This window comes from Pseudoalteromonas denitrificans DSM 6059 (assembly GCF_900112265.1).
GTDB lineage: Bacteria > Pseudomonadota > Gammaproteobacteria > Enterobacterales > Alteromonadaceae > Pseudoalteromonas > Pseudoalteromonas denitrificans.
On sequence record NZ_FOLO01000015.1, the window covers coordinates 1 to 19,007 of the forward strand.

The following is a 19,007-nucleotide window of genomic DNA, read 5'->3' on the forward strand; positions in this document are numbered from 1 at the left end:
TATGATAAATTAAAGTTACAGTTTGAAAGTATGCTAGCACTGGCGTGTGCAATGATTTGGCTGCCAATGTGAAAGATCAACAGCCCCTAGGGTGAGTTGATTTTTTTAATGAGAGATAAACTTCACATCAAAAATCAATACGTTTTAATACATTTTCAAAGATTAGTAGGTTAAAAACAAGTTATGAAAAATAAATCCAAAATTTTAAATGTCACATTTTCGGTTCAAACTTTGATATTTTTAATATCAATAATAAGCTCAAGTTCAATCGCACAAGCAAATAGTTGCTTTGAAAGAAAAAACTTAGAGCCCAGTTTTATTGCTATCAATTCTTATAAAGGAAGTAACTTAGGGAAGTGGTATCAAGATGTTTTTAACCTTAAAACAGTTAAAGAGTTTGCATTTGAAGGTGGTAGTGCAACAGGTGTATTAATGCATAATGATGAATTTATTGTTGAAGTATTTTTTTACAAAAATGGAGATGTGAACAAGCAAAAACCACAAACTAAATCCGGCATCAAAAAATTTGGTATGTTTACTAACATTGATTTACAAAAATTAAAAACATGTTTAAACGCTAAAGGTGTTAAAGCAACGCGTATTTATAATGATAAAAACCTTAATATAGACTTATTACAAGTAATAGACCCTAGTAATAATGTATTTGAAATTATTAAGCGTCACGCTATTTAATAAGGTTCTGGAGACTTTAATTTTGAAACTAATTATAAAACTGATCCTTTTCATTTCTATTTTTTATTTGAGTAAAGTTCAGGCTGAAGATGTATTTACCAGCTCTGTCTCGCCAGACATTTCTGCGGATAAAATTGCAGTGCTTAGAGCTGCAACAGATTATATAGAATCACAACATAAGCGTTCTGGCCAAATGATGCAAAGAGGTTTACATCAAAAGCTAGTAAAAAGAACTTATTGGCAAGCTAAGGCTGGCTCAGAATTTATCATGGAAACTGATTTTAATACCATGGTGAGCGTTGCAGAAAATTATAATAAGTCAGGTGATAAATTTTCATCACCACCTAAAATTGACATAAAAATATTGGACATAGAACAACGTATTGCCTCTGTTAAATTAATTGCAGATGACTGGGTTGATTATATGCACTTAATAAAAAATACTCAGGGTCAATGGAAAATAATAAATGTGCTTTGGCAATATCATGATATTACAAAACATACTTCAAAAAGATAATAAGGAATTTAAAAATGAAACTTTTAAGCAAATTATGTTTTATGGCAGCAGCTATAATTTCACCTTATTTAATTGCAGCAGAAGATGGGTTAAATGTATCTGCAACTAAAATCACATCAGGTTTTTATATGCTTGAAGGTGTTGGTGGATTTGTTGGCGGCAATATGGGATTGTTTGTTGGTGATGACGGTGTCATTTTAATTGATGATGCATTACCAACTCATATACAACTTATAAAAAAAGCTATTAAAACAGTTACAAATAAACCTATCGATTTTTTGATCAATACCCATATCCATGCGGATCATATTGGTAACAATGAAATTTTAGGGAGTGAAGGGGCTCATATTGTAGCCCATGAAAATATATTACATGATTTATTAAAAGAGGGAATGCCCAGAGCTAAAGGCAAAGCAGTACCAAAAGCAGCATTACCTCAAATTACCTTTTCCCACTCAATGAATTTTCACTTAAATGGTAATGAAACTTACGTTCTTCATGTGCCACAAGCTCATACTAATGGTGATGCTGTTATTTATTTTAAAGATATAAATATATTACACACAGGAGATACTTTATTTAATGGTATGTTTCCTTACATAGATTTTGCTCGCGGTGGTACTTTAGAGGGTTATATTTCAGCACAAAAGAAAATTTTAACTTTAATTAATGAGCAAACAAAAATTATTCCGGGTCATGGTAAGTTGGCAGATAAACAAGATCTCGAATCTTCAATTAAGATGTTAGAAGATGCTAAAAAATTGATTAAAGCACTTATTTCACTAGGTAAAACTGAAGATGAAGTCATGCAGCTTAATCCTTTACTCAAATATCATGATAAATGGAACTGGAGCTTTATTACAACCGATAAAATGACCCGTCAAGTATATCAAGGATTAAAAAAGCAATAAATGGAGTGATATATATTGCAATTTTAGTATTAAATATTGGTTTAATGTCAGCTCTTTATTTGTAGCGATGAAGATGAGAGTTTCGATTTATTTATTGCTCTCAATTTGGTTAGCGACTATTTTTACTATAGAAGATGAACGTTTTAGGCAGAATAATATGGGCTTACATTGGACTGATTCGTTTGGTATTGCTGAGTCACTTTGTGATAAATATTCGGAACAAGATCCTTCCAGAATTCGCTTTACACAATTAAGAAATTTGGTTTTAAGTTTAGATGAATTTGATGATGATCCTGAACATTGTGGTGAGCGTGTGCTTGAAGCAATACAACAGGCATGGATTGATGAAGTCAGAGAATAAAAAATTGCGCAAAATCATAGCAATCGAAATTAAAGCGGCGTAACATTATGGATCCGTAATATTAATGAACTGCTTTAATGTCTTCTGAACAACAAAAACTTACTTTGGTAATTTTAGCTGCTGGCTTAGGCACTCGCTTTGGTGGTGATAAGCAGCTAACTGTGATTTCAGGGCTTGATTGCACTATTATGGAGTTAAATATACTTGATGCCATCAAAGCTGGTGTGACTCATGTTGTATTTGTTATCAGTCAAAAAATTAAATTAGAAGTTGAAACTGATATTCTACCTCGCTTGCCTAAAAATCTTGATATAAAAATCGCTATTCAAGATATTAAAAATGTACCACAATCATTTAAGCACTTAACGATACAAAGAAAGAAACCATGGGGTACAGGTCATGCATTACTCATGGCTAAACCTTATGTATCAGGTAAAGCAATCGTCATAACAGCAGATGATTATTATGGTGCATCTGCATATCAATTATTAGCTGATGCATTACTAAATGATAACTCATCACTCACTTCCAACTGGAGCTTAATCGGTTATCCTATTTTAGATACCTTGTCGGAAGAGGGTGGTGTTAATAGAGGTATTTGCCAAGTAAATGACCAAAATCATTTGAAGAAAGTAGTCGAGTTTTTAGATATTCGTATTAAAAACGATAAATTAACGGGGTTGAACGGTAATAAAGTCAGAGTAAACATACCAAAAAATAGTCTTGTATCTATGACTATTTGGGGTTTTGATATGAGCTTGTTTGAATATTTAGAGTCAGGATTTTTGAGGTTTCTTTCAATGCATGACAGCGCTGTCGAAAAAGAGTATTATTTACCTGATCAAATACAAAATGCAATAGAGAAAGATCAAAAGAAAACGCTTGTATTACGTACGAATGAGTCTTGGCTAGGAATGACTTACCGATCAGAGTTAATAAGTGTCACCAAAAAACTAAATCAGATTTTTAAGGGAAGCAGCAAACCTTGTTGTCAGAGTAATAAATAATGTACCAAGAGCAAGCAAAAATATTATCAGAATATTTTGGATTAAATACTAGTTCAGAAGCTAAAGAAGTCACAATAAAACCTATAGGCAATGGCCACATCAATACAACTTTATTATTGCAGGGGACAAAATCGCCTGTGGTTGTACAAAAACTAAATACTTATGTATTTCCTGAATTAAATGAACTAGTTAACAATGCCAGGTTGATTGAGCGGCATTTAGAAAATAAAAAAAATAGCAATAATTATAAACTTGATATTATTAAACATGTTGCCACTACTGAGCAAAAATATTTAGTAGATATAAATGGTGATAATTGGCGTGCTTTAGAGTTTATTGGTGGTAGTTACAGTGAAGATGTTGTTATTAATAAACAGCAGGCTAAAATAGCAGCTAATGCCTTTGGTCAGTTTGCAGCGGCATTAGAAGATTTTGATGCAAAAAAATTGTTTCCTGTTATTCCTGATTTTCATCACTTGGCCAAACGCATTGAAGCTCTAAAATCAGCTGTAAATTTGGATAAACATGACAGGCTTAGTAGCGCCCAAGATCAAGTTGACTTCTGTTTAGGGCAGGAAGGCTTAGTTGAAGAGTTGGAGCTGCTTAAAACAAAATTACCATTAAGAGCATGTCATAATGACACAAAAATAAATAATATGCTTTTTTGTTCAAAAAAACATAATGCTAAAGCTGTGATTGATTTAGATACTTGCATGTCAGGATATTGGTTATTCGACTTTGGTGATATGGTGCGAACTTTTTGTTCCCCCGAAGAAGAAGACTCTACAAATTTAGATAATGTTGTTATTCGTGAAGATATATTTGAAGCGATAGTCGAAGGTTATGTTACACCATTGAAAAACCTGATAACTCATGTTGAAAAGCAAAGTTTTTGGGTGGGTGCAAAGGTAATGTGTTTAATGATTGGAGTGCGCTTTTTAACTGACTATTTAGATGGTGATAACTACTTTTGCATTAAACGAGCTGGGCACAATTTAGATCGCGCAAAAAATCAGTTTGCTTTATATCAAGATTTACTGAAAAAAGAAGGTAAATTAAAAGCTTTATTAGATTAAAAAGTGATACGTGAAAATCTAGTCCCGCGGAGTTATTTTTAATAACTCCGCGTTTAAACTAAGCTTATTAACCTTGAGTTAAACGAATAAACTTTTCGGCCAGCTCATCTAAAGACTCTACATTATTAGGGTCTTTTTTTATGCAATCAATAGGACAAACACTCACGCATGTTGGTGTATCGTAATGGCCGACACACTCAGTGCATTTGTCGGGATCTATTTCAAAGATCTCTTTACCTAGTGTGATAGCCTGATTTGGACATTCAGGATCACACATATCACAGTTGATGCATTTATTATTTATTAAAAGAGCCAAGGCTATTTAGTCTGCTTAAATGGATTACGTGTATCTTGGCCTTCATCTAAATTTCTTAATAAAATTGCTTTATCTAAATCGATATCCTCTGGTAATGGAATTTTTACAATATGACCAGAACCTTTAGCATCATTAATAGATTCACCTTTTTTATTTTCCATATGCTCTAGTTTAAAGCTAACGTTACCTTGTGGTGTCATAAGCTCTAATGAATGTCCGGTACAAAATTTATTTTTAACATCAATTTCAACTAAGCCATTGTCATTACGACCAATTATTTCACCTACAAATTGCTGTTGTTCTGAAACAGAGTGACCATAATCATAGTTTTGGTAATCTTGATGTGCATGGCGTTTTAAAAAGCCTTCGGTATAACCGCGATGTGCAAGGTTTTCTAAATTTCCTAGTAAACTCGGATCAAAAGGGCGACCAGCAACGGCATCATCAATGGCCTTACGATAAACTTGAGCTGTACGCGCAACATAATAAAATGATTTAGTACGGCCTTCAATTTTTAAGCTATGTACACCCATTTGTGTTAACTGATCAACATACTGTACAGCACGTAAGTCTTTTGAGTTCATGATATAGGTACCATGCTCATCTTCAAATGCAGGCATGTATTCGCCTGGGCGGCCTTGTTCTTCCAGCATAAAAATTTCTTTAGTAGGTTCCCCTGCACCTAAAGTTGGGATAACAGCTTGTGGATCAATTTTATGAACTATATCTCCAGTTTCATTCTCTTTAGCTGGTTTTACATCATATTCCCAACGACATGCGTTAGTGCAGGTTCCTTGATTAGGATCTCGCTTATTAATGTAGCCTGATAATAAACAACGGCCTGAGTAAGCCATACATAAAGCACCATGAACAAATACTTCAAGTTCGGTATCTGGGCATTGTTGGCGAATTTCAGCGATTTCTTCAAGTGATAACTCACGAGATAAAATGATTCTTTCAACACCTTGTTTTGCCCAAAATAACACACTGGCATAGTTAACAGCGTTAGCTTGAACAGATAAATGAATTGGCATATCTGGATACTTTTCACGAACTAACATAATAAGACCAGGATCAGACATAATGAGTGCATCTGGTTTCATAGCAACAACAGGTTCAATATCACGCATATACGTTTTTATTTTTGCATTATGAGGTGCAATATTTGAAACTACATATAGTTTTTTACCTAAATCATGCGCTTCATTAATACCTATCTCTAAATTTTCTAGATTAAACTCATTATTTCTGACGCGTAAACTATAGCGAGGCTGTCCTGCATACACAGCATCTGAACCATAAGCATATGCATAACGCATATTTTTTAAGCTTCCTGCAGGAGATAAAAGTTCCGGCGTAAATAAGCTTGGAGAATTTTTAGGGGTAAGAATAGAAGACATTGTAAAACCTCATACATAGAACTGAGTACAAACCAGTTGCATGGATTATTAAATTAATAATTATAAAAAAACGCGGCATTCTATAAAAACAACAGCTGGCAGTTGTTGATCTAGATCATATTTACAAAGGAAACTGAAAAAGATTAAAACCTATCTCAGTCATATTTTTTAAATATTTATATGAGATAGTGCTATTTGAATGTTATTTCGACAATTAAGATAGGATCTTTGGATTTTATCGCGTATAATTCGCGCCCACTAATATATGGATGGTCTTTCATTCGTATAAACCATATTCTTTTAATTTATTGGAGCAAATAAGATGGCTTTAGAGCGTACTTTTTCAATCATCAAACCTGACGCAGTAGCAAAAAACCTAATCGGTCAAATCTATAACCGTTTCGAAACTGCTGGCCTTAAAATCGTAGCTTCTAAAATGGTTCACCTTTCTCAAGAAAAAGCAGAAGGTTTCTACGCTGAGCATTCTGAGCGTCCTTTCTTTGGTGCTTTAGTTGCATTTATGACTTCTGGTCCAGTTATGGTTCAAGTTTTAGAAGGCGAAAACGCTGTTCTTAAAAACCGTGAAATCATGGGTGCTACTAACCCTGCTGAAGCGCTAGCGGGTACTATCCGTGCAGATCTTGCTGATAGCATCGACGAAAATGCTGCTCACGGTTCTGACGCTTTAGAGTCTGCAGCTCGTGAGATCGCTTACTTCTTCGCTGATGAAGAACTTTGTGCACGCACTAGATAGTTTCTTTGTAGTAGCAACTTAGGTTGCAATACACTACACGGATTGTAGAAAAGGGCTTTATGCCCTTTTCTTGTCTTTTTTATAAATAAATTATTTGGTTTTGAGTTATTTATAAAGTAGATAAGTTTATATATTTACACATTAAAAACATTAAAGTCGTCACTATGGTAGAGGTTTTCATGAATACCACAAAAGCTAAAATTAACTTACTTGATTTAAACCGACAAGGCATGCGTGAGTTGTTTGAATCATACGGCGAAAAGCCATTCCGTGGTGATCAAGTAATGAAATGGATTTACCATTTTGGCGTAGATAACTTTGATGAAATGAGCAATATCAATAAAAAGCTCAAAGCACGCTTAAAAGACGAGTGTGAAATTCGTGCACCTGAGATATCAGAAAAACAAGTTGCTAGTGATGGCACCATTAAATACGCATTAATTCTAGATGGTGGGCAGGAGGTTGAAGCTGTTTGGATCCCTGAAAAAGAACGTAAAACTTTATGTGTTTCTTCTCAAGTGGGTTGTGCCCTCGAGTGTACTTTTTGTTCTACTGCTCAACAGGGGTTTAACCGTAATTTAAAAGTATCTGAAATTATAGGCCAAGTTTGGCGTGTAGCTAAAGACGTTGGTTTACATGCTGATAGCACAAACCGCCCGGTAACAAACGTTGTTATGATGGGTATGGGGGAGCCATTACTTAACTTAAATAATGTTGTCCCAGCAATGGAACTAATGATGGATGACTGGGGTTTTGGTTTATCTAAACGCCGCGTAACCATAAGTACTTCAGGTGTTGTGCCTGCACTTGATATATTAAAAGAAAAAATAGATGTTGCTTTGGCTATTTCATTACATGCACCAGATAATAAATTACGTGATGTACTAGTACCAATCAATAAAAAATACCCTATTGAAGAATTTTTAGCTGCATGTCGTCGTTATATTGATGGTTCAAAAGCAAATAAAGATGTGACAATTGAATATGTGATGCTTGACCATATCAATGATAGTACAGATCAAGCACATGAATTAGTTAAAACACTAAAAGGTACTCCTTCAAAAGTTAACTTGATCCCATTTAATCCATTTCCTGGCAATGATTATGGTCGCTCTAGTAATAGCCGAATAGACCGATTTTCTAAAGTATTACAGGCTGCTGGCATAACATGTATCGTTCGTCGTGCTCGTGGTGATGATATAGATGCGGCTTGTGGTCAATTAGTGGGGGATGTTAAAGACCGAACTAAACGATTAATGAAAAAGAGAATGCAGCAAGATAATGGAATTGCAGTAAAAGTAATGCCAGGTAAATAATAAGCTCTGTTTTTGTCACTTTTTGAAAGCATTTAATCAAGCGCTCATTAAATGACAAAAATAGATGAAGTTAAAGAGCTTTTCTGTAGACTATGCTTTCAATAAAAGAAATGTATACTTGTTGATTAAATTAATAAACGAGACTGATTCAATCGTTTAATATTTAGCCTTGATTGTTTTTGTTTGTTAATAAGGAAATTTATATGCGTCACTTATTATTTTATAGCTTAATTTTGTTGAGTGTTTCAGGCTGTGTCACTCAAAATGTATATGAAGGTAGCAAAAAATCTGTTGTTAATAAAAAAGTAGACAATAGCCAAGCCGCACGTACTCGTATTTCTTTAGCATTAAAGTATCTTTCAATGGGTGATAGCTCACAAGCTAAATTTAATTTAGAAAAAGCCTATCAGTTTTCTCCAAAGCTTCCAGAAGTCCATTACACAACAGCGTATTATTATCAATCTGTTGGAGAGCCTGGAAAAGCCAAGAAATCTTATAAAACTGCTTTAGCCTTAGCACCAAATGATGCAAATACACTTAATAATTATGGTGTGTTTTTATGTGATATTGGTGAATATGACAATGCTATAGATAATTTTTTACGTGCTATTGAGATACCTAGCTATTTGAGAGTTGCCGAAAGTTATGAAAATTTAGCCTTGTGTGCCATCGAATCTGATGATTTTGACAATGTTGAAGGTTATTTAAAATCATCGGTAAAACATAGCCCAATGCGAGGTTCTTCATTGATAAACTTAGCTGCATTCTATTATGCCAAAAGTGACTTACATAAAGCGCAAGGGATACTAAAACGTTATGAATCTGCTGGTCGAATTTCATCTAGATCATTATTGTTATCATATTTAATAGAATCTAGTATGGGACATATTGAAACTGCAAGTAACTTAGCAAAAACAATTGAGCAAACTTATACTACATCAAGTGAAGCAAGAATTTTACGTCAAAATAAAACTGCATCTAGCGAATTTGAACGTTTAAAAGATCAATATCGAAAAAGTGAATTACGAAAATTACAAAAAGATATTTTATCACGTAAAGAAAAGCCTAAAATTAAAATTATTAAAAAGAAAAAGGCACCAAAAGTACCAAAAGTAGCTCAAGTTATTAATAAAAATACTGAATTGGTAATTCAAAAGCCAAAAGTTGATGTTTTAAAGTCTGAAAAATTAAATGTAGAAGAAACGTCAAAAACTGAAAAGTCAGTTGACTCTGAAAATGAAGCAACTCAAGTTATTAACAAAATTCAAGAGCCAATAGTTGAAGTTTTGAAAGCTGAAGAATCAACTGTAGAAGAAATCTTAATGACTGAAACTGATGTGCCAAAGGTTTCTCTAAATAAAGTAGCGCCAGTTATTAATAAAAAGACTGAATTGGTAATTCAAGAGCCAAAAGTTGAGGCATCAAAGACTGAAAAAACATCGGTTTCTGAGGGTGTCATTGAATCTAAATCATTAATGATTGAACAAGCTTATTCATCTGTAAAAAGAGATGTTACACAAATTGAAACGCCATTTCATATTGTGAAAAATGGTGAAAACTTATTTAACCTTTCAGTAAAGTACAATGTTAAATTAAAAACTTTATTAGCTTGGAATAATTTAACTGAAAATGATCAGGTTTTTCGTGGAACCAAAATCTTTTTAAATAATCCAAATGTTTATCATCAGGTAACTGGTGGCGATACTTTATTTAGCATTTCACTTAAATATAATATTTTGATGAAAAAGTTACTTGAGTGGAATGCTTTAAAAGAAAATACTAATTTAACACCAAACCATAAAATTTTATTAGTGGATCCAAAAACATATATATTATGACAGACATAAAATTAGAACAGGACCAAATACAAGCGCAGTCTCGACTGAATTTAGGTCGCTTGTTATCCGAAGGTAGAGAAGCCGCAGATATTTCAATTGATTCTTTTGCGACGGAATTAAATTTAAATGCCTCACAATTATTAGAACTGGAAAACGGTCAATTTAACAATTTAGGTCCGGAAATATTTGTTAAAGGTTATATTAAGTCTTACTGTAAATTATTAGGTTTAAACGAATCTGAAGTATTAAAGTGTTATCAAAATATTGGGCATAATCCAGAACAAAAACAAATGCAAAGTTTCTCGCATCGAATTGAAAAAGAAACGCATGATAGTCGTTTAATGTTAGTAACTTATATTGTGCTTGTGATTGTATTTGGTTCTTCAGCTGTATGGTGGTGGCAAAACCAAACATCAGAAAATGACATTCAAGTTCAAGAAATAAATGAAAACCTTCAAAATAATACAGCTTTGAAAAATGTAAAAGAAGAGAGTAAACCAGGTTTTGTTGAAAGTGATGAAACTCTTAGTGACAGTGAAATAGAAGAGAGTCTACCTAGTGAGTCAGTTAAAGTTTTACTAGCTCCAAAAGCTGCAGATATAACTAAGGCTGAAAATAAACCTGATATTATTAATGAACAGGTTGAGATAAAAGAAGTTGCAACTGAAGCAATTACAAATAAAATAATTATGCGCTTTTCAGGGGATAGCTGGGTAGAAATTTTTGATGCTACGGGTGAACGTGTAGCTTTTGGTGTAAAAAAGTCGGGCTATGTTATGACTGTTAATGGTGTTGCCCCATTTGCTGTGGTTTTAGGTAAACAGCAGTTAGTTGCTATAGAGTTTGATGGTGAGAAAGTGGATACATCTGGCTTGCCAACAAATCGTTTAGCGAAGTTTAAACTTCCATTATCACTATAAATTAGACTGAGAATATTATGTTTTCTGAAACTCCCATAAAAAGACGAAAATCCAGCCGAATTTATGTAGGTGATGTAGCCATTGGTGATGGTGCACCCATTGCTGTTCAGTCTATGACTAATACAGATACAATGGATGTTGATGCTACAGTTAAGCAAATCCAAGATATTCAAAATGCTGGGGCAGATATTGTACGTGTTTCTGTACCGACAATGGCAGCTGCGGAGGCATTTAAAAGTATTAAACAGCAAGTTGATATTCCATTGGTTGCTGATATTCACTTTGATTATCGTATAGCTTTAAAAGTTGCTGAATATGGTGTTGATTGTTTACGTATTAACCCTGGTAATATTGGTTCTGAAGATCGTATTCGAGCGGTTGTTGATGCTGCAAGAACGTATGATATTCCAATTCGAATTGGGGTTAATGGTGGTTCTTTAGAAAAGGATATACAAGAAAAATATAAAGAACCAACACCTGAAGCATTATTAGAGTCGGCAATGCGACATGTTGAAATTTTACAAAGACTCAACTTTGATAAATTTAAAATATCTGTTAAAGCATCTGATGTATTTTTAGCCGTAGGCGCGTACAGGTTATTAGCTAAAGAAATAGACCAACCTTTGCATTTAGGTATTACTGAAGCAGGTGGCTTTAGAGCTGGAGCAGTAAAATCTGCGGTTGGTCTTGGTATGTTATTATCAGAAGGCATAGGCGATACTTTAAGAATTTCTCTTGCAGCGGATCCTGTTCAAGAAATTAAAGTGGGTTTTGATATATTAAAATCATTACGTATTCGCTCTCGAGGAATCAACTTTATAGCGTGTCCAAGTTGCTCAAGACAAGAGTTTGATGTAGTCAATACAATGAATCAGCTTGAAGAAAACCTAGAAGATATTATCACACCTATCAGTGTTTCAGTTATTGGTTGTGTGGTAAATGGACCTGGTGAAGCTTTAATCAGTGATTTAGGGCTTGCTGGAGCTAATAAACGTTCTGGTTTATATATTAACGGCGAACGTCAAAAAATGCGTATCGATAATAATAATATAGCAGATCAACTCGAGCAACAAATAAGGGACTATGTTAAAACAAAGGATGAACAAGCGCTTATAGATGTGAAAATAGTAGAATAACATACTTAAAAAAGATCTAATTAGAGCTAAAAATAGGCAACTAGAAGAATAAAGGGTTTTGGTTTATAATTCGGCTCTTTTGTTTTTAACGCAAGTTATATTTTTCAGCGTTTTTATTTATCTGTAACAAATGAATTAGGACCGACAGTGGCGAAACAAATTCAAGCAGTGCGTGGCATGAACGATTGCTTGCCAGGCGATACACAAATTTGGCAGAAACTTGAAGCAATACTACGTGAAACAGTTGCTTCTTTTGGTTATCAGGAAATTCGTTTTCCAATCGTAGAATCAACAGACTTATTTAAACGCTCTATCGGTGAAGTTACTGATATCGTTGAAAAAGAGATGTATACATTTGATGACCGAAATGGCGATAGCTTAACATTAAGGCCTGAAGGTACGGCTGTGTGTGTACGCGCAGCTAATCAAGCTGGCTTATTGTATAACCAAGAACAAAGACTTTGGTACATGGGCCCGATGTTTAGACATGAACGTCCTCAAAAAGGCCGTTATCGTCAATTTTACCAGTTTGGCTTAGAGTCATTTGGTTTTCCTACCGCAGAAATGGATGCGGAAGTGATAATCTTGACTGCCCACTTATGGAAAAAACTAGGTATAAATAAAAATGTCACATTGGAACTTAATTCATTAGGCTCCAGTGAAGCACGTGTAAAGTATCGTGAAATTTTAATTGCCTTTTTAGAAGAAAATAAATCGCAGTTAGACGAAGATTCTTTACGTCGTATGTATACGAATCCTTTACGTGTGTTAGATAGTAAAAATCCTGAAGTTCAGGCTCTTTTAATCAAAGCACCTAAGCTTTCTGAAAACTTAGATGAAGAGTCTGCAGAACATTTTTCAAATTTATGTGAACGATTAGACGCTGCAGGCATCGAATACCAGGTTAATGAAAAATTAGTACGAGGATTAGATTATTATAATCGTACAGTTTTTGAATGGGTTACTAAAAATTTAGGTGCTCAAGGTACTATATGTGCTGGTGGTCGTTATGATGGTTTGGTTGAACAATTAGGCGGTAAGGCAACGCCAGCTGTTGGTTTTGCTATGGGCATGGAACGATTGGTTTTATTGTTGCAAGAGTTAGAGTGTGTTGGTGAAATTCGTAGCAATGCTGATGTTTATTTTGCTGCTACGGGTGATAAAGCCAGTATTCAAGCTCAAGTGATTGCTTTAAAGTTACGAGAGCAAGTACCAGGTGTGCGTATTATGGTTCATGCTGGTGGTGGTAACTTTAAAAAGCAACTGAAACGCGCAGATAAAAGTGGTGCACAAATCGCCTTAATATTAGGTGATGACGAACTAGAACAAAATGTTTTGACAATAAAGTATTTAAGAGAAAAGAAAGATCAAATAACATTAAATATTGATGAAGTCAGAACTCTTTTAACAAATTTGGTAGGGTAGTATGGAAATTTTTTCAACAGAAGAAGAACAAGCAGAAGCAATCAAAGGCTTTTTTCGTGATAATGGTATTGCACTTGCTATAGGCGTTGTACTTGGTTTAGGTGGTTTATACGGTTGGAGAGCTTATAACCAACATACAGTAGATACTACAGAGTTAACATCGGACTCTTATACCAAGTTAGTTGAAAAAGCGGGTCAAGAAGGTTCGAGCTTATTAGCTGATGCTGATACATTTATTGAAAACAACAGTGGTTCTAGCTATGCAATTTTAGCTGCTTTTGTAACGGCAAAAGAAGCGGTAGATAAAAATGAACTTGATACGGCTGCTGAAAAGTTAATATGGATATCAACTAATACTAATAATATAGAATTTAAAGCTTTAGCTTTTACACGTTTAGCACGAATTCAATTAGAGCAAAAAAAGTTTGATGAAGCTTTAACTACGCTCGGTAATACTTTGCCCATCAGTTTTGAAGCGACTGTTGCTGAACTTAAAGGCGATGTATATGTTGCTAAAAATGATTTAGAGCAAGCGCGTAAATCATATCAGGTTGCTGTTGATGCTGGTGGTTCAGAAAATAATACTTTATTGCAAATTAAACTTGATAATTTAGCTGTTGTCGCATTAAACGTTCCAGTATCTGACAAGTAAGGTTGGGTCATGAAAAAAATTACCATGGCAACATTGGCTTTATGCATGGCCTCATTAATAGGTTGTTCTTCAAGTGATGAAGATGAAGAAGCGCTAGTTTTACCTGTAATCGTAAATCAGTTTGAAACAAATGTATTATGGCAAGAATCTGTTGGTGAAGGTGTTGGTCACTATTTTTCAAGACTTTCGCCAACTGTTTATAAAGAAACTCTTTTTGTTGCAGATAGAAATGGCGAAATTAAAGCGCTTTCTCTTGAAACCGGTGATGTTAAGTGGCAAAAAGACGTACGTTCAAATACTGCATTCTGGCCTTGGGAAGATAGCGATAACGCTAAACTATCGGGTGGTTTATTACAGGCGTTCGGTAAAATTTATGTTGGTTCTGAGCATGGCGAAATAATTGCACTAGATCGTGAAACAGGTGAAATAGTTTGGCGTCAAAGTGTTCCTGGCGAGGCCCTTTCAAGCCCTGCTGCAGGTGATGGTTTAATTTTTGCTAATTTAGGTTCGGGCCAATTAGTTGCATTGCACCCAGATACAGGTGAGCAACGTTGGAAATATGAACAAGAAGTACCAGCATTAACTTTACGTGGTATGAGTTCTCCTGTTGTTGCTAACGGCGGGGTGTTAGTAGGTGAAGAAACTGGAAAGCTGACGGTTTTAATTTCTGAAAGTGGTTTTTCTGCTTGGAAAGCTGATATTGCAGTGCCTAAAGGAACTTCTGAGTTTGAACGATTGGTTGATGTTGATGCACAGCCTATTGTTTCAGGGTCTATCGTATATACTCTTGCTTATAATGGTAATTTAGCTGCTGTAGATATTCGTTCAGGTAATGTGATTTTTAAACGCGAATACAGTGGGTATCGAGAGCTGTCTATTGATGGTCAGAATATTTATTTAGTTGATAGTTCGGGTGGTGTTTTTGCACTTGATAAAAATTCTGGTATAGAGCGTTGGAGTCAACCAGCACTTGTAGGTTGGCACTTAACTGGGCCAACGGTTATCGGTAATTATTTAGCTTTAGGTGATAATGAAGGTAATTTGCATTGGTTAGATAAAACAACGGGTGATTTAGTTTCTCGTAAAGAGTTTGATGATTCAGGCTTTTTTGTTGAACCTGTTGCTGTTGGCAATAAATTAGTTATTACTACAAGAAATGGTGAAGTTTCAGTTATTGAAGCACCATAATGTAAAATTTTAGTTAATTACACTTTATCCTGTGATTAATTAAGTATATTTTAAAGGGCTTCGCATAGCGAAGCCTTTTGTTGTTTTTAGTTTTCTACTAAATTAGAAAGTAAGCCATTTTGTTTTGGTTTGATATTCAGGTTTAGAATAATTTAAAGGGGTTGTTTATGCTTCCTGTGATCGCTCTTGTTGGGCGACCTAATGTTGGTAAATCCACATTATTTAATCGTTTAACTCGTACTCGTGATGCGTTAGTTGCTGACTTTCCAGGTTTAACTCGCGATCGTAAATATGGTCAGGCGCGTAGTGATGACTATGAGTTTATCGTTGTGGATACTGGCGGTATTGATGGTTCGGAAACGGGCATCGAAGTGGAAATGGCTGAGCAATCTTTATTAGCAATTGAAGAAGCTGATGTTGTTTTATTTTTGGTGGATGCCCGTGCCGGTATGACGGTCGCTGATCAGGCAATTGCTGATCATTTACGTAAACAAGATAAAACAATTTTATTAGTGGCCAATAAAACTGATGGTATAGATGCCGATTCACATTGTGCTGAATTTTATCAGTTATCTTTAGGTGAAGTTTTTCATATTGCAGCATCTCATGGCCGTGGTGTTACTTCTTTGATCGAGATTGCGTTGCAACCTGTTATTGAAGAATATAATAAGTTGCATGGTATTGAAGTTAATGTTTTAGACGAAAATGATGATGAGTTTTCTGAAATATACGAAAATGATGAAGATTTAGAAGATTATAATCCTGAAGATAAACCAATAAAGCTTGCTATTATTGGTCGTCCTAATGTTGGTAAGTCAACACTGACAAACAGAATTTTAGGTGAAGATCGTGTCATCGTTTATGATGCACCTGGCACAACACGTGACTCTGTGTATATTCCTATGACACGAAACGATAGAGAATATATTTTAATTGATACTGCTGGTGTGCGTAAGCGCAAAAAAGTAAGTGATGTTGTTGAGAAGTTTTCAGTTATTAAAACACTTAAAGCAATTGAAGATGCTAATGTGGTCTTAATTGTTGTTGATGCAAGAGAGGGGATCAGTGATCAGGATCTAAGCTTATTAGGTTTTACACTTAATGCAGGCCGTTCTTTAGTGATTGCAGTGAATAAATGGGATGGTTTGGATGATTATGTTAAAGATCGTATTAAAACTGAGCTAGATAGACGCTTAGGGTTTATTGATTTTGCACGTATTCATTTTATTTCAGCATTACATGGTACTGGTGTAGGTCATTTATTTGAATCAGTAGATGAAGCATATAAATCGGCAACTAAACGTGTAAGTACTTCAATGTTACGTCGTATTATGGATATGGCACAGTCGGACCATCAACCTCCTATGGTTAGTGGTCGTCGAGTGAAGTTTAAGTATGCTCATGCAGGTGGTTATAACCCACCAATTATTGTAATACACGGTAATCAGGTGCATAAATTACCAACGTCATATAAACGATATTTGATGAATTATTACCGTAAGGCCCTAAATGTTATGGGTACGCCCATTAAGATTGAATTTCGTGAAGGCGATAATCCTTATGCAGGGCGTACCACTAAAGTTACTTTGTCACAAAAACGTAAACGCAGACAAATCGCTAAATTACACAAAAAATAACTTTAAATATGATATTTAAACTAAGTTGAATAAAAGCGCCGATGGCGCTTTTTTTATAGGTTTTAAGAATATAAATATAGAATATAGTCATTCTTTTATTTTATGACATAATCCACTTGCTTGTTTTATAGCTAAAAATAGGGCATATTTTAAACTGAGGTAATGAAATAATAAAATAGAATTCTCTGCTGTTATAAGGTGATGCGATGGAATTTGCGAATACAATTATCTATGTTGATGACGTTGAGGAAACATTAGATTTTTATTATCAGGCCTTTGGCTTGCGCACAATTGAAGATGATGAATCAGGTCAGTATGGTGAATTGGATACTGGGAATGTTAAGTTAGCGTTTTCAGCACACCCATTTGCGCAATCTCATTTCAAACAAAGTTATATTCGCAGTCAACCAAAGCAACCCGCTTTAGGGTTTGAGATTCGGTTTTACTGCGATAATGTTACTCAATCTTATGATAAAGCTGTTGCTGCGGGTGCAGAACCTTTTTGCTCACCAGCAGAAAAAACAGGAGGTCAAACCGTGGCTTATGTGCGTTCTATCGAAGGTACTTTAATCGCTTTATATTCACGAAAATAAACCACTGTTAAGATTGTACTTCAAGCTCATTTTTCAAAAGCAGCTTTCTAAAATTATTTTTCTTATTATTTCTTGAGTCGGTTTTATTTTTTCCATTGCTAAATACTCATCAGGCTGGTGTGCTTGATTAATTGAGCCCGGTCCCATAATGATTGTTTCACACCCTAATTGCTGTATGAAAGGTGCTTCAGTACAATAATTCACTGCAATGGCTTTTTCACCTGATATTTTTTCAGCTAATTGCACTAAAGAAGAATCTGTTGCTCCCTTAAAAGCAGGGATAGGATCATGTAAATCTATTACCTCAACTGTATTGGGATATTGCTTAGTGATATCTGAAACGGCCGCAAGTAATATCGCTTGTAATTCTTTTACACTTATCCCAGGTAATGGGCGCAGATCAATATGTAATTCACAACAACCACATATGCGATTAGCATTATCCCCACCATGAATATGGCCTAAGTTTAATGTAGGGTAGGGAATTTTAAAATGCTTGTCTGAATATTTATTCTTCAAGGTTTGCTTTAAAACAAGTAGCTTCTCTATTACTAAATGCATTATTTCAATGGCGTTTAAACCAGAGTCGGGGGCTGAACTATGGCCCGACTTTCCTGTTATTCTTATCGCATTCGACATATGACCTTTATGTGTGAATACAGGGATCATGTCAGTTGGTTCACCAATAATGCATCTAGCAGGTTTTAAGTTTTTATGTTGACAAATTTGCTGGGCACCCGCCATGGTTGTTTCTTCATCCGCCGTTGCTAAAATAATTAAAGGTTGTTTTAAATTTTTTAAGTCTAAACCTTGTAAAACATCTAGGATGAATGCAAAAAAACCTTTCATATCGATTGCTCCTAAACCGTAAAGTTTATTGTTCTTTTGGGTTAACGCAAAGGGGTTTAAGCTCCATTGTTTATCATCAAAAGGGACTGTATCGGTATGACCTGCCAACATTAATCCTCCTTTCACATTTGTATGTTCTACTTGTTGCTCTTGCGGGGTTAGTCGAGCGAGTAAATTGTATTTTTTAGGTGCGTTATTTAGCTCTGTGATTTCACATTCAAAACCTAGAGTTTGGCACCAGGTTGCTAAGTTATCTATTACCAATTTGTTGCTTTGATTAAGTTTGTCATCAAGTGCGCTGATTGATGGAATTGATACGAGTGTTTGGTACATATGTAAAAAATTATTGTTGGACATAAATAAGCCTAAAAAGTTTAAAATAATTATTCATAAAACTTGAATATAAATCCAGTTTAAT

Annotated in this window: 19 protein-coding genes; 16 read left to right on the forward strand and 3 right to left on the reverse strand. The window is 34.7% G+C overall.

Annotation, left to right across the window (positions count from 1 at the left end; genetic code table 11):
* Positions 1-183 precede the first annotated feature (183 nt).
* The 6 genes from BM088_RS11095 to BM088_RS11120 all read left to right on the forward strand — a co-directional run bounded on the left by BM088_RS11095 (position 184) and on the right by BM088_RS11120 (position 4,565).
* Positions 184-693 carry a VOC family protein gene (locus BM088_RS11095; protein ID WP_091983668.1) on the forward strand — a complete coding sequence of 170 codons (510 nt, stop codon included), beginning with the start codon at positions 184-186 and terminating at the stop codon, positions 691-693.
* Positions 694-715: 22 nt separating this feature from the next.
* On the forward strand, positions 716-1,210 hold the full coding sequence (locus BM088_RS11100) for a nuclear transport factor 2 family protein (RefSeq protein WP_245763805.1): 495 nt from the start codon (positions 716-718) through the stop codon (positions 1,208-1,210).
* Between the two features lie 14 nt (positions 1,211-1,224).
* The gene (locus BM088_RS11105) at positions 1,225-2,121 is read left to right on the forward strand and encodes an MBL fold metallo-hydrolase (RefSeq protein WP_091983672.1); all 897 of its coding nucleotides are present in this window, start codon (positions 1,225-1,227) and stop codon (positions 2,119-2,121) included.
* 157 nt (positions 2,122-2,278) lie between these two features.
* Positions 2,279-2,482, forward strand: coding sequence for a Fe-S cluster assembly protein IscX (gene iscX, locus BM088_RS11110; RefSeq protein ID WP_091983674.1), 204 nt, complete (start codon positions 2,279-2,281; stop codon positions 2,480-2,482).
* A gap of 77 nt (positions 2,483-2,559) precedes the next feature.
* Positions 2,560-3,489 (forward strand): glycosyltransferase family protein, encoded by a 930-nt coding sequence (locus tag BM088_RS11115; protein WP_091983676.1) that lies wholly within the window; start codon positions 2,560-2,562, stop codon positions 3,487-3,489.
* Entirely contained in the window at positions 3,489-4,565 is a 1,077-nt protein-coding gene (locus BM088_RS11120; RefSeq protein WP_091983678.1) for a phosphotransferase enzyme family protein, read from the forward strand. The genes BM088_RS11115 and BM088_RS11120 overlap by 1 nt, the downstream gene beginning before the upstream one ends.
* 67 nt (positions 4,566-4,632) lie before the next feature.
* Here the strand turns inward: BM088_RS11120 and BM088_RS11125 are convergent, their stop codons facing one another.
* Positions 4,633-4,881, reverse strand: coding sequence for a YfhL family 4Fe-4S dicluster ferredoxin (locus tag BM088_RS11125; RefSeq protein ID WP_091983679.1), 249 nt, complete (start codon positions 4,879-4,881; stop codon positions 4,633-4,635).
* Positions 4,882-4,883: 2 nt separating this feature from the next.
* Complete coding sequence (trhP, locus tag BM088_RS11130; RefSeq protein ID WP_091983680.1) at positions 4,884-6,281, reverse strand: prephenate-dependent tRNA uridine(34) hydroxylase TrhP; 1,398 nt, start codon at positions 6,279-6,281, stop codon at positions 4,884-4,886.
* Between the two features lie 322 nt (positions 6,282-6,603).
* Here trhP and ndk point away from each other — a divergent pair, with 322 nt between their 5' ends.
* The 10 genes from ndk (at position 6,604) to BM088_RS11180 (ending at position 17,740) form a co-directional block, all read left to right on the forward strand.
* Entirely contained in the window at positions 6,604-7,035 is a 432-nt protein-coding gene (ndk, locus tag BM088_RS11135; protein ID WP_091983682.1) for a nucleoside-diphosphate kinase, read from the forward strand.
* A gap of 179 nt (positions 7,036-7,214) precedes the next feature.
* Positions 7,215-8,351, forward strand: a complete 1,137-nt coding sequence (gene rlmN / locus BM088_RS11140) for a dual-specificity RNA methyltransferase RlmN (protein WP_091983683.1) — start codon at positions 7,215-7,217, stop codon at positions 8,349-8,351.
* A gap of 203 nt (positions 8,352-8,554) precedes the next feature.
* Positions 8,555-10,189 (forward strand): type IV pilus biogenesis/stability protein PilW, encoded by a 1,635-nt coding sequence (gene pilW / locus BM088_RS11145; RefSeq protein WP_091983686.1) that lies wholly within the window; start codon positions 8,555-8,557, stop codon positions 10,187-10,189.
* Positions 10,186-11,109 carry a RodZ domain-containing protein gene (locus BM088_RS11150; protein ID WP_091983689.1) on the forward strand — a complete coding sequence of 308 codons (924 nt, stop codon included), beginning with the start codon at positions 10,186-10,188 and terminating at the stop codon, positions 11,107-11,109. The genes pilW and BM088_RS11150 overlap by 4 nt, the downstream gene beginning before the upstream one ends.
* A 17-nt stretch (positions 11,110-11,126) precedes the next feature.
* Positions 11,127-12,245 carry a flavodoxin-dependent (E)-4-hydroxy-3-methylbut-2-enyl-diphosphate synthase gene (gene ispG, locus BM088_RS11155; RefSeq protein ID WP_091983691.1) on the forward strand — a complete coding sequence of 373 codons (1,119 nt, stop codon included), beginning with the start codon at positions 11,127-11,129 and terminating at the stop codon, positions 12,243-12,245.
* Between the two features lie 147 nt (positions 12,246-12,392).
* Positions 12,393-13,670: a histidine--tRNA ligase gene (gene hisS, locus BM088_RS11160; protein ID WP_091983693.1), complete on the forward strand. Its 1,278-nt coding sequence runs from the start codon at positions 12,393-12,395 to the stop codon at positions 13,668-13,670.
* 1 nt (position 13,671) lies between these two features.
* Positions 13,672-14,322, forward strand: a complete 651-nt coding sequence (locus BM088_RS11165; protein WP_091983696.1) for a YfgM family protein — start codon at positions 13,672-13,674, stop codon at positions 14,320-14,322.
* A gap of 9 nt (positions 14,323-14,331) precedes the next feature.
* The gene (gene bamB, locus BM088_RS11170; protein ID WP_091983698.1) at positions 14,332-15,510 is read left to right on the forward strand and encodes an outer membrane protein assembly factor BamB; all 1,179 of its coding nucleotides are present in this window, start codon (positions 14,332-14,334) and stop codon (positions 15,508-15,510) included.
* A 167-nt stretch (positions 15,511-15,677) separates the two neighbouring features.
* Positions 15,678-17,147, forward strand: a complete 1,470-nt coding sequence (gene der, locus BM088_RS11175; RefSeq protein ID WP_091983700.1) for a ribosome biogenesis GTPase Der — start codon at positions 15,678-15,680, stop codon at positions 17,145-17,147.
* Positions 17,148-17,353: 206 nt separating this feature from the next.
* Complete coding sequence (locus tag BM088_RS11180) at positions 17,354-17,740, forward strand: VOC family protein (RefSeq protein ID WP_091983702.1); 387 nt, start codon at positions 17,354-17,356, stop codon at positions 17,738-17,740.
* A 33-nt stretch (positions 17,741-17,773) separates the two neighbouring features.
* Here the strand turns inward: BM088_RS11180 and argE are convergent, their stop codons facing one another.
* Positions 17,774-18,946, reverse strand: a complete 1,173-nt coding sequence (gene argE, locus BM088_RS11185; RefSeq protein ID WP_091983704.1) for an acetylornithine deacetylase — start codon at positions 18,944-18,946, stop codon at positions 17,774-17,776.
* Positions 18,947-19,007: the final 61 nt, after the last annotated feature.

Excerpts from the sequence above, each read along its gene's own strand:
- BM088_RS11095 (WP_091983668.1), top strand. The coding sequence starts at position 184 with ATGAAAAATAAATCCAAAATTTTAAATGTCACATTTTCGGTTCAAACT.
- BM088_RS11105 (WP_091983672.1), top strand. The coding sequence starts at position 1,225 with ATGAAACTTTTAAGCAAATTATGTTTTATGGCAGCAGCTATAATTTCA.
- iscX (WP_091983674.1), top strand. The coding sequence starts at position 2,279 with ATGGGCTTACATTGGACTGATTCGTTTGGTATTGCTGAGTCACTTTGT.
- BM088_RS11115 (WP_091983676.1), top strand. The coding sequence starts at position 2,560 with ATGTCTTCTGAACAACAAAAACTTACTTTGGTAATTTTAGCTGCTGGC.
- BM088_RS11120 (WP_091983678.1), top strand. The coding sequence starts at position 3,489 with ATGTACCAAGAGCAAGCAAAAATATTATCAGAATATTTTGGATTAAAT.
- trhP (WP_091983680.1), bottom strand. The coding sequence starts at position 6,281 with ATGTCTTCTATTCTTACCCCTAAAAATTCTCCAAGCTTATTTACGCCG.
- ndk (WP_091983682.1), top strand. The coding sequence starts at position 6,604 with ATGGCTTTAGAGCGTACTTTTTCAATCATCAAACCTGACGCAGTAGCA.
- rlmN (WP_091983683.1), top strand. The coding sequence starts at position 7,215 with ATGAATACCACAAAAGCTAAAATTAACTTACTTGATTTAAACCGACAA.
- pilW (WP_091983686.1), top strand. The coding sequence starts at position 8,555 with ATGCGTCACTTATTATTTTATAGCTTAATTTTGTTGAGTGTTTCAGGC.
- BM088_RS11150 (WP_091983689.1), top strand. The coding sequence starts at position 10,186 with ATGACAGACATAAAATTAGAACAGGACCAAATACAAGCGCAGTCTCGA.
- ispG (WP_091983691.1), top strand. The coding sequence starts at position 11,127 with ATGTTTTCTGAAACTCCCATAAAAAGACGAAAATCCAGCCGAATTTAT.
- BM088_RS11165 (WP_091983696.1), top strand. The coding sequence starts at position 13,672 with ATGGAAATTTTTTCAACAGAAGAAGAACAAGCAGAAGCAATCAAAGGC.
- bamB (WP_091983698.1), top strand. The coding sequence starts at position 14,332 with ATGAAAAAAATTACCATGGCAACATTGGCTTTATGCATGGCCTCATTA.
- der (WP_091983700.1), top strand. The coding sequence starts at position 15,678 with ATGCTTCCTGTGATCGCTCTTGTTGGGCGACCTAATGTTGGTAAATCC.
- BM088_RS11180 (WP_091983702.1), top strand. The coding sequence starts at position 17,354 with ATGGAATTTGCGAATACAATTATCTATGTTGATGACGTTGAGGAAACA.
- argE (WP_091983704.1), bottom strand. The coding sequence starts at position 18,946 with ATGTCCAACAATAATTTTTTACATATGTACCAAACACTCGTATCAATT.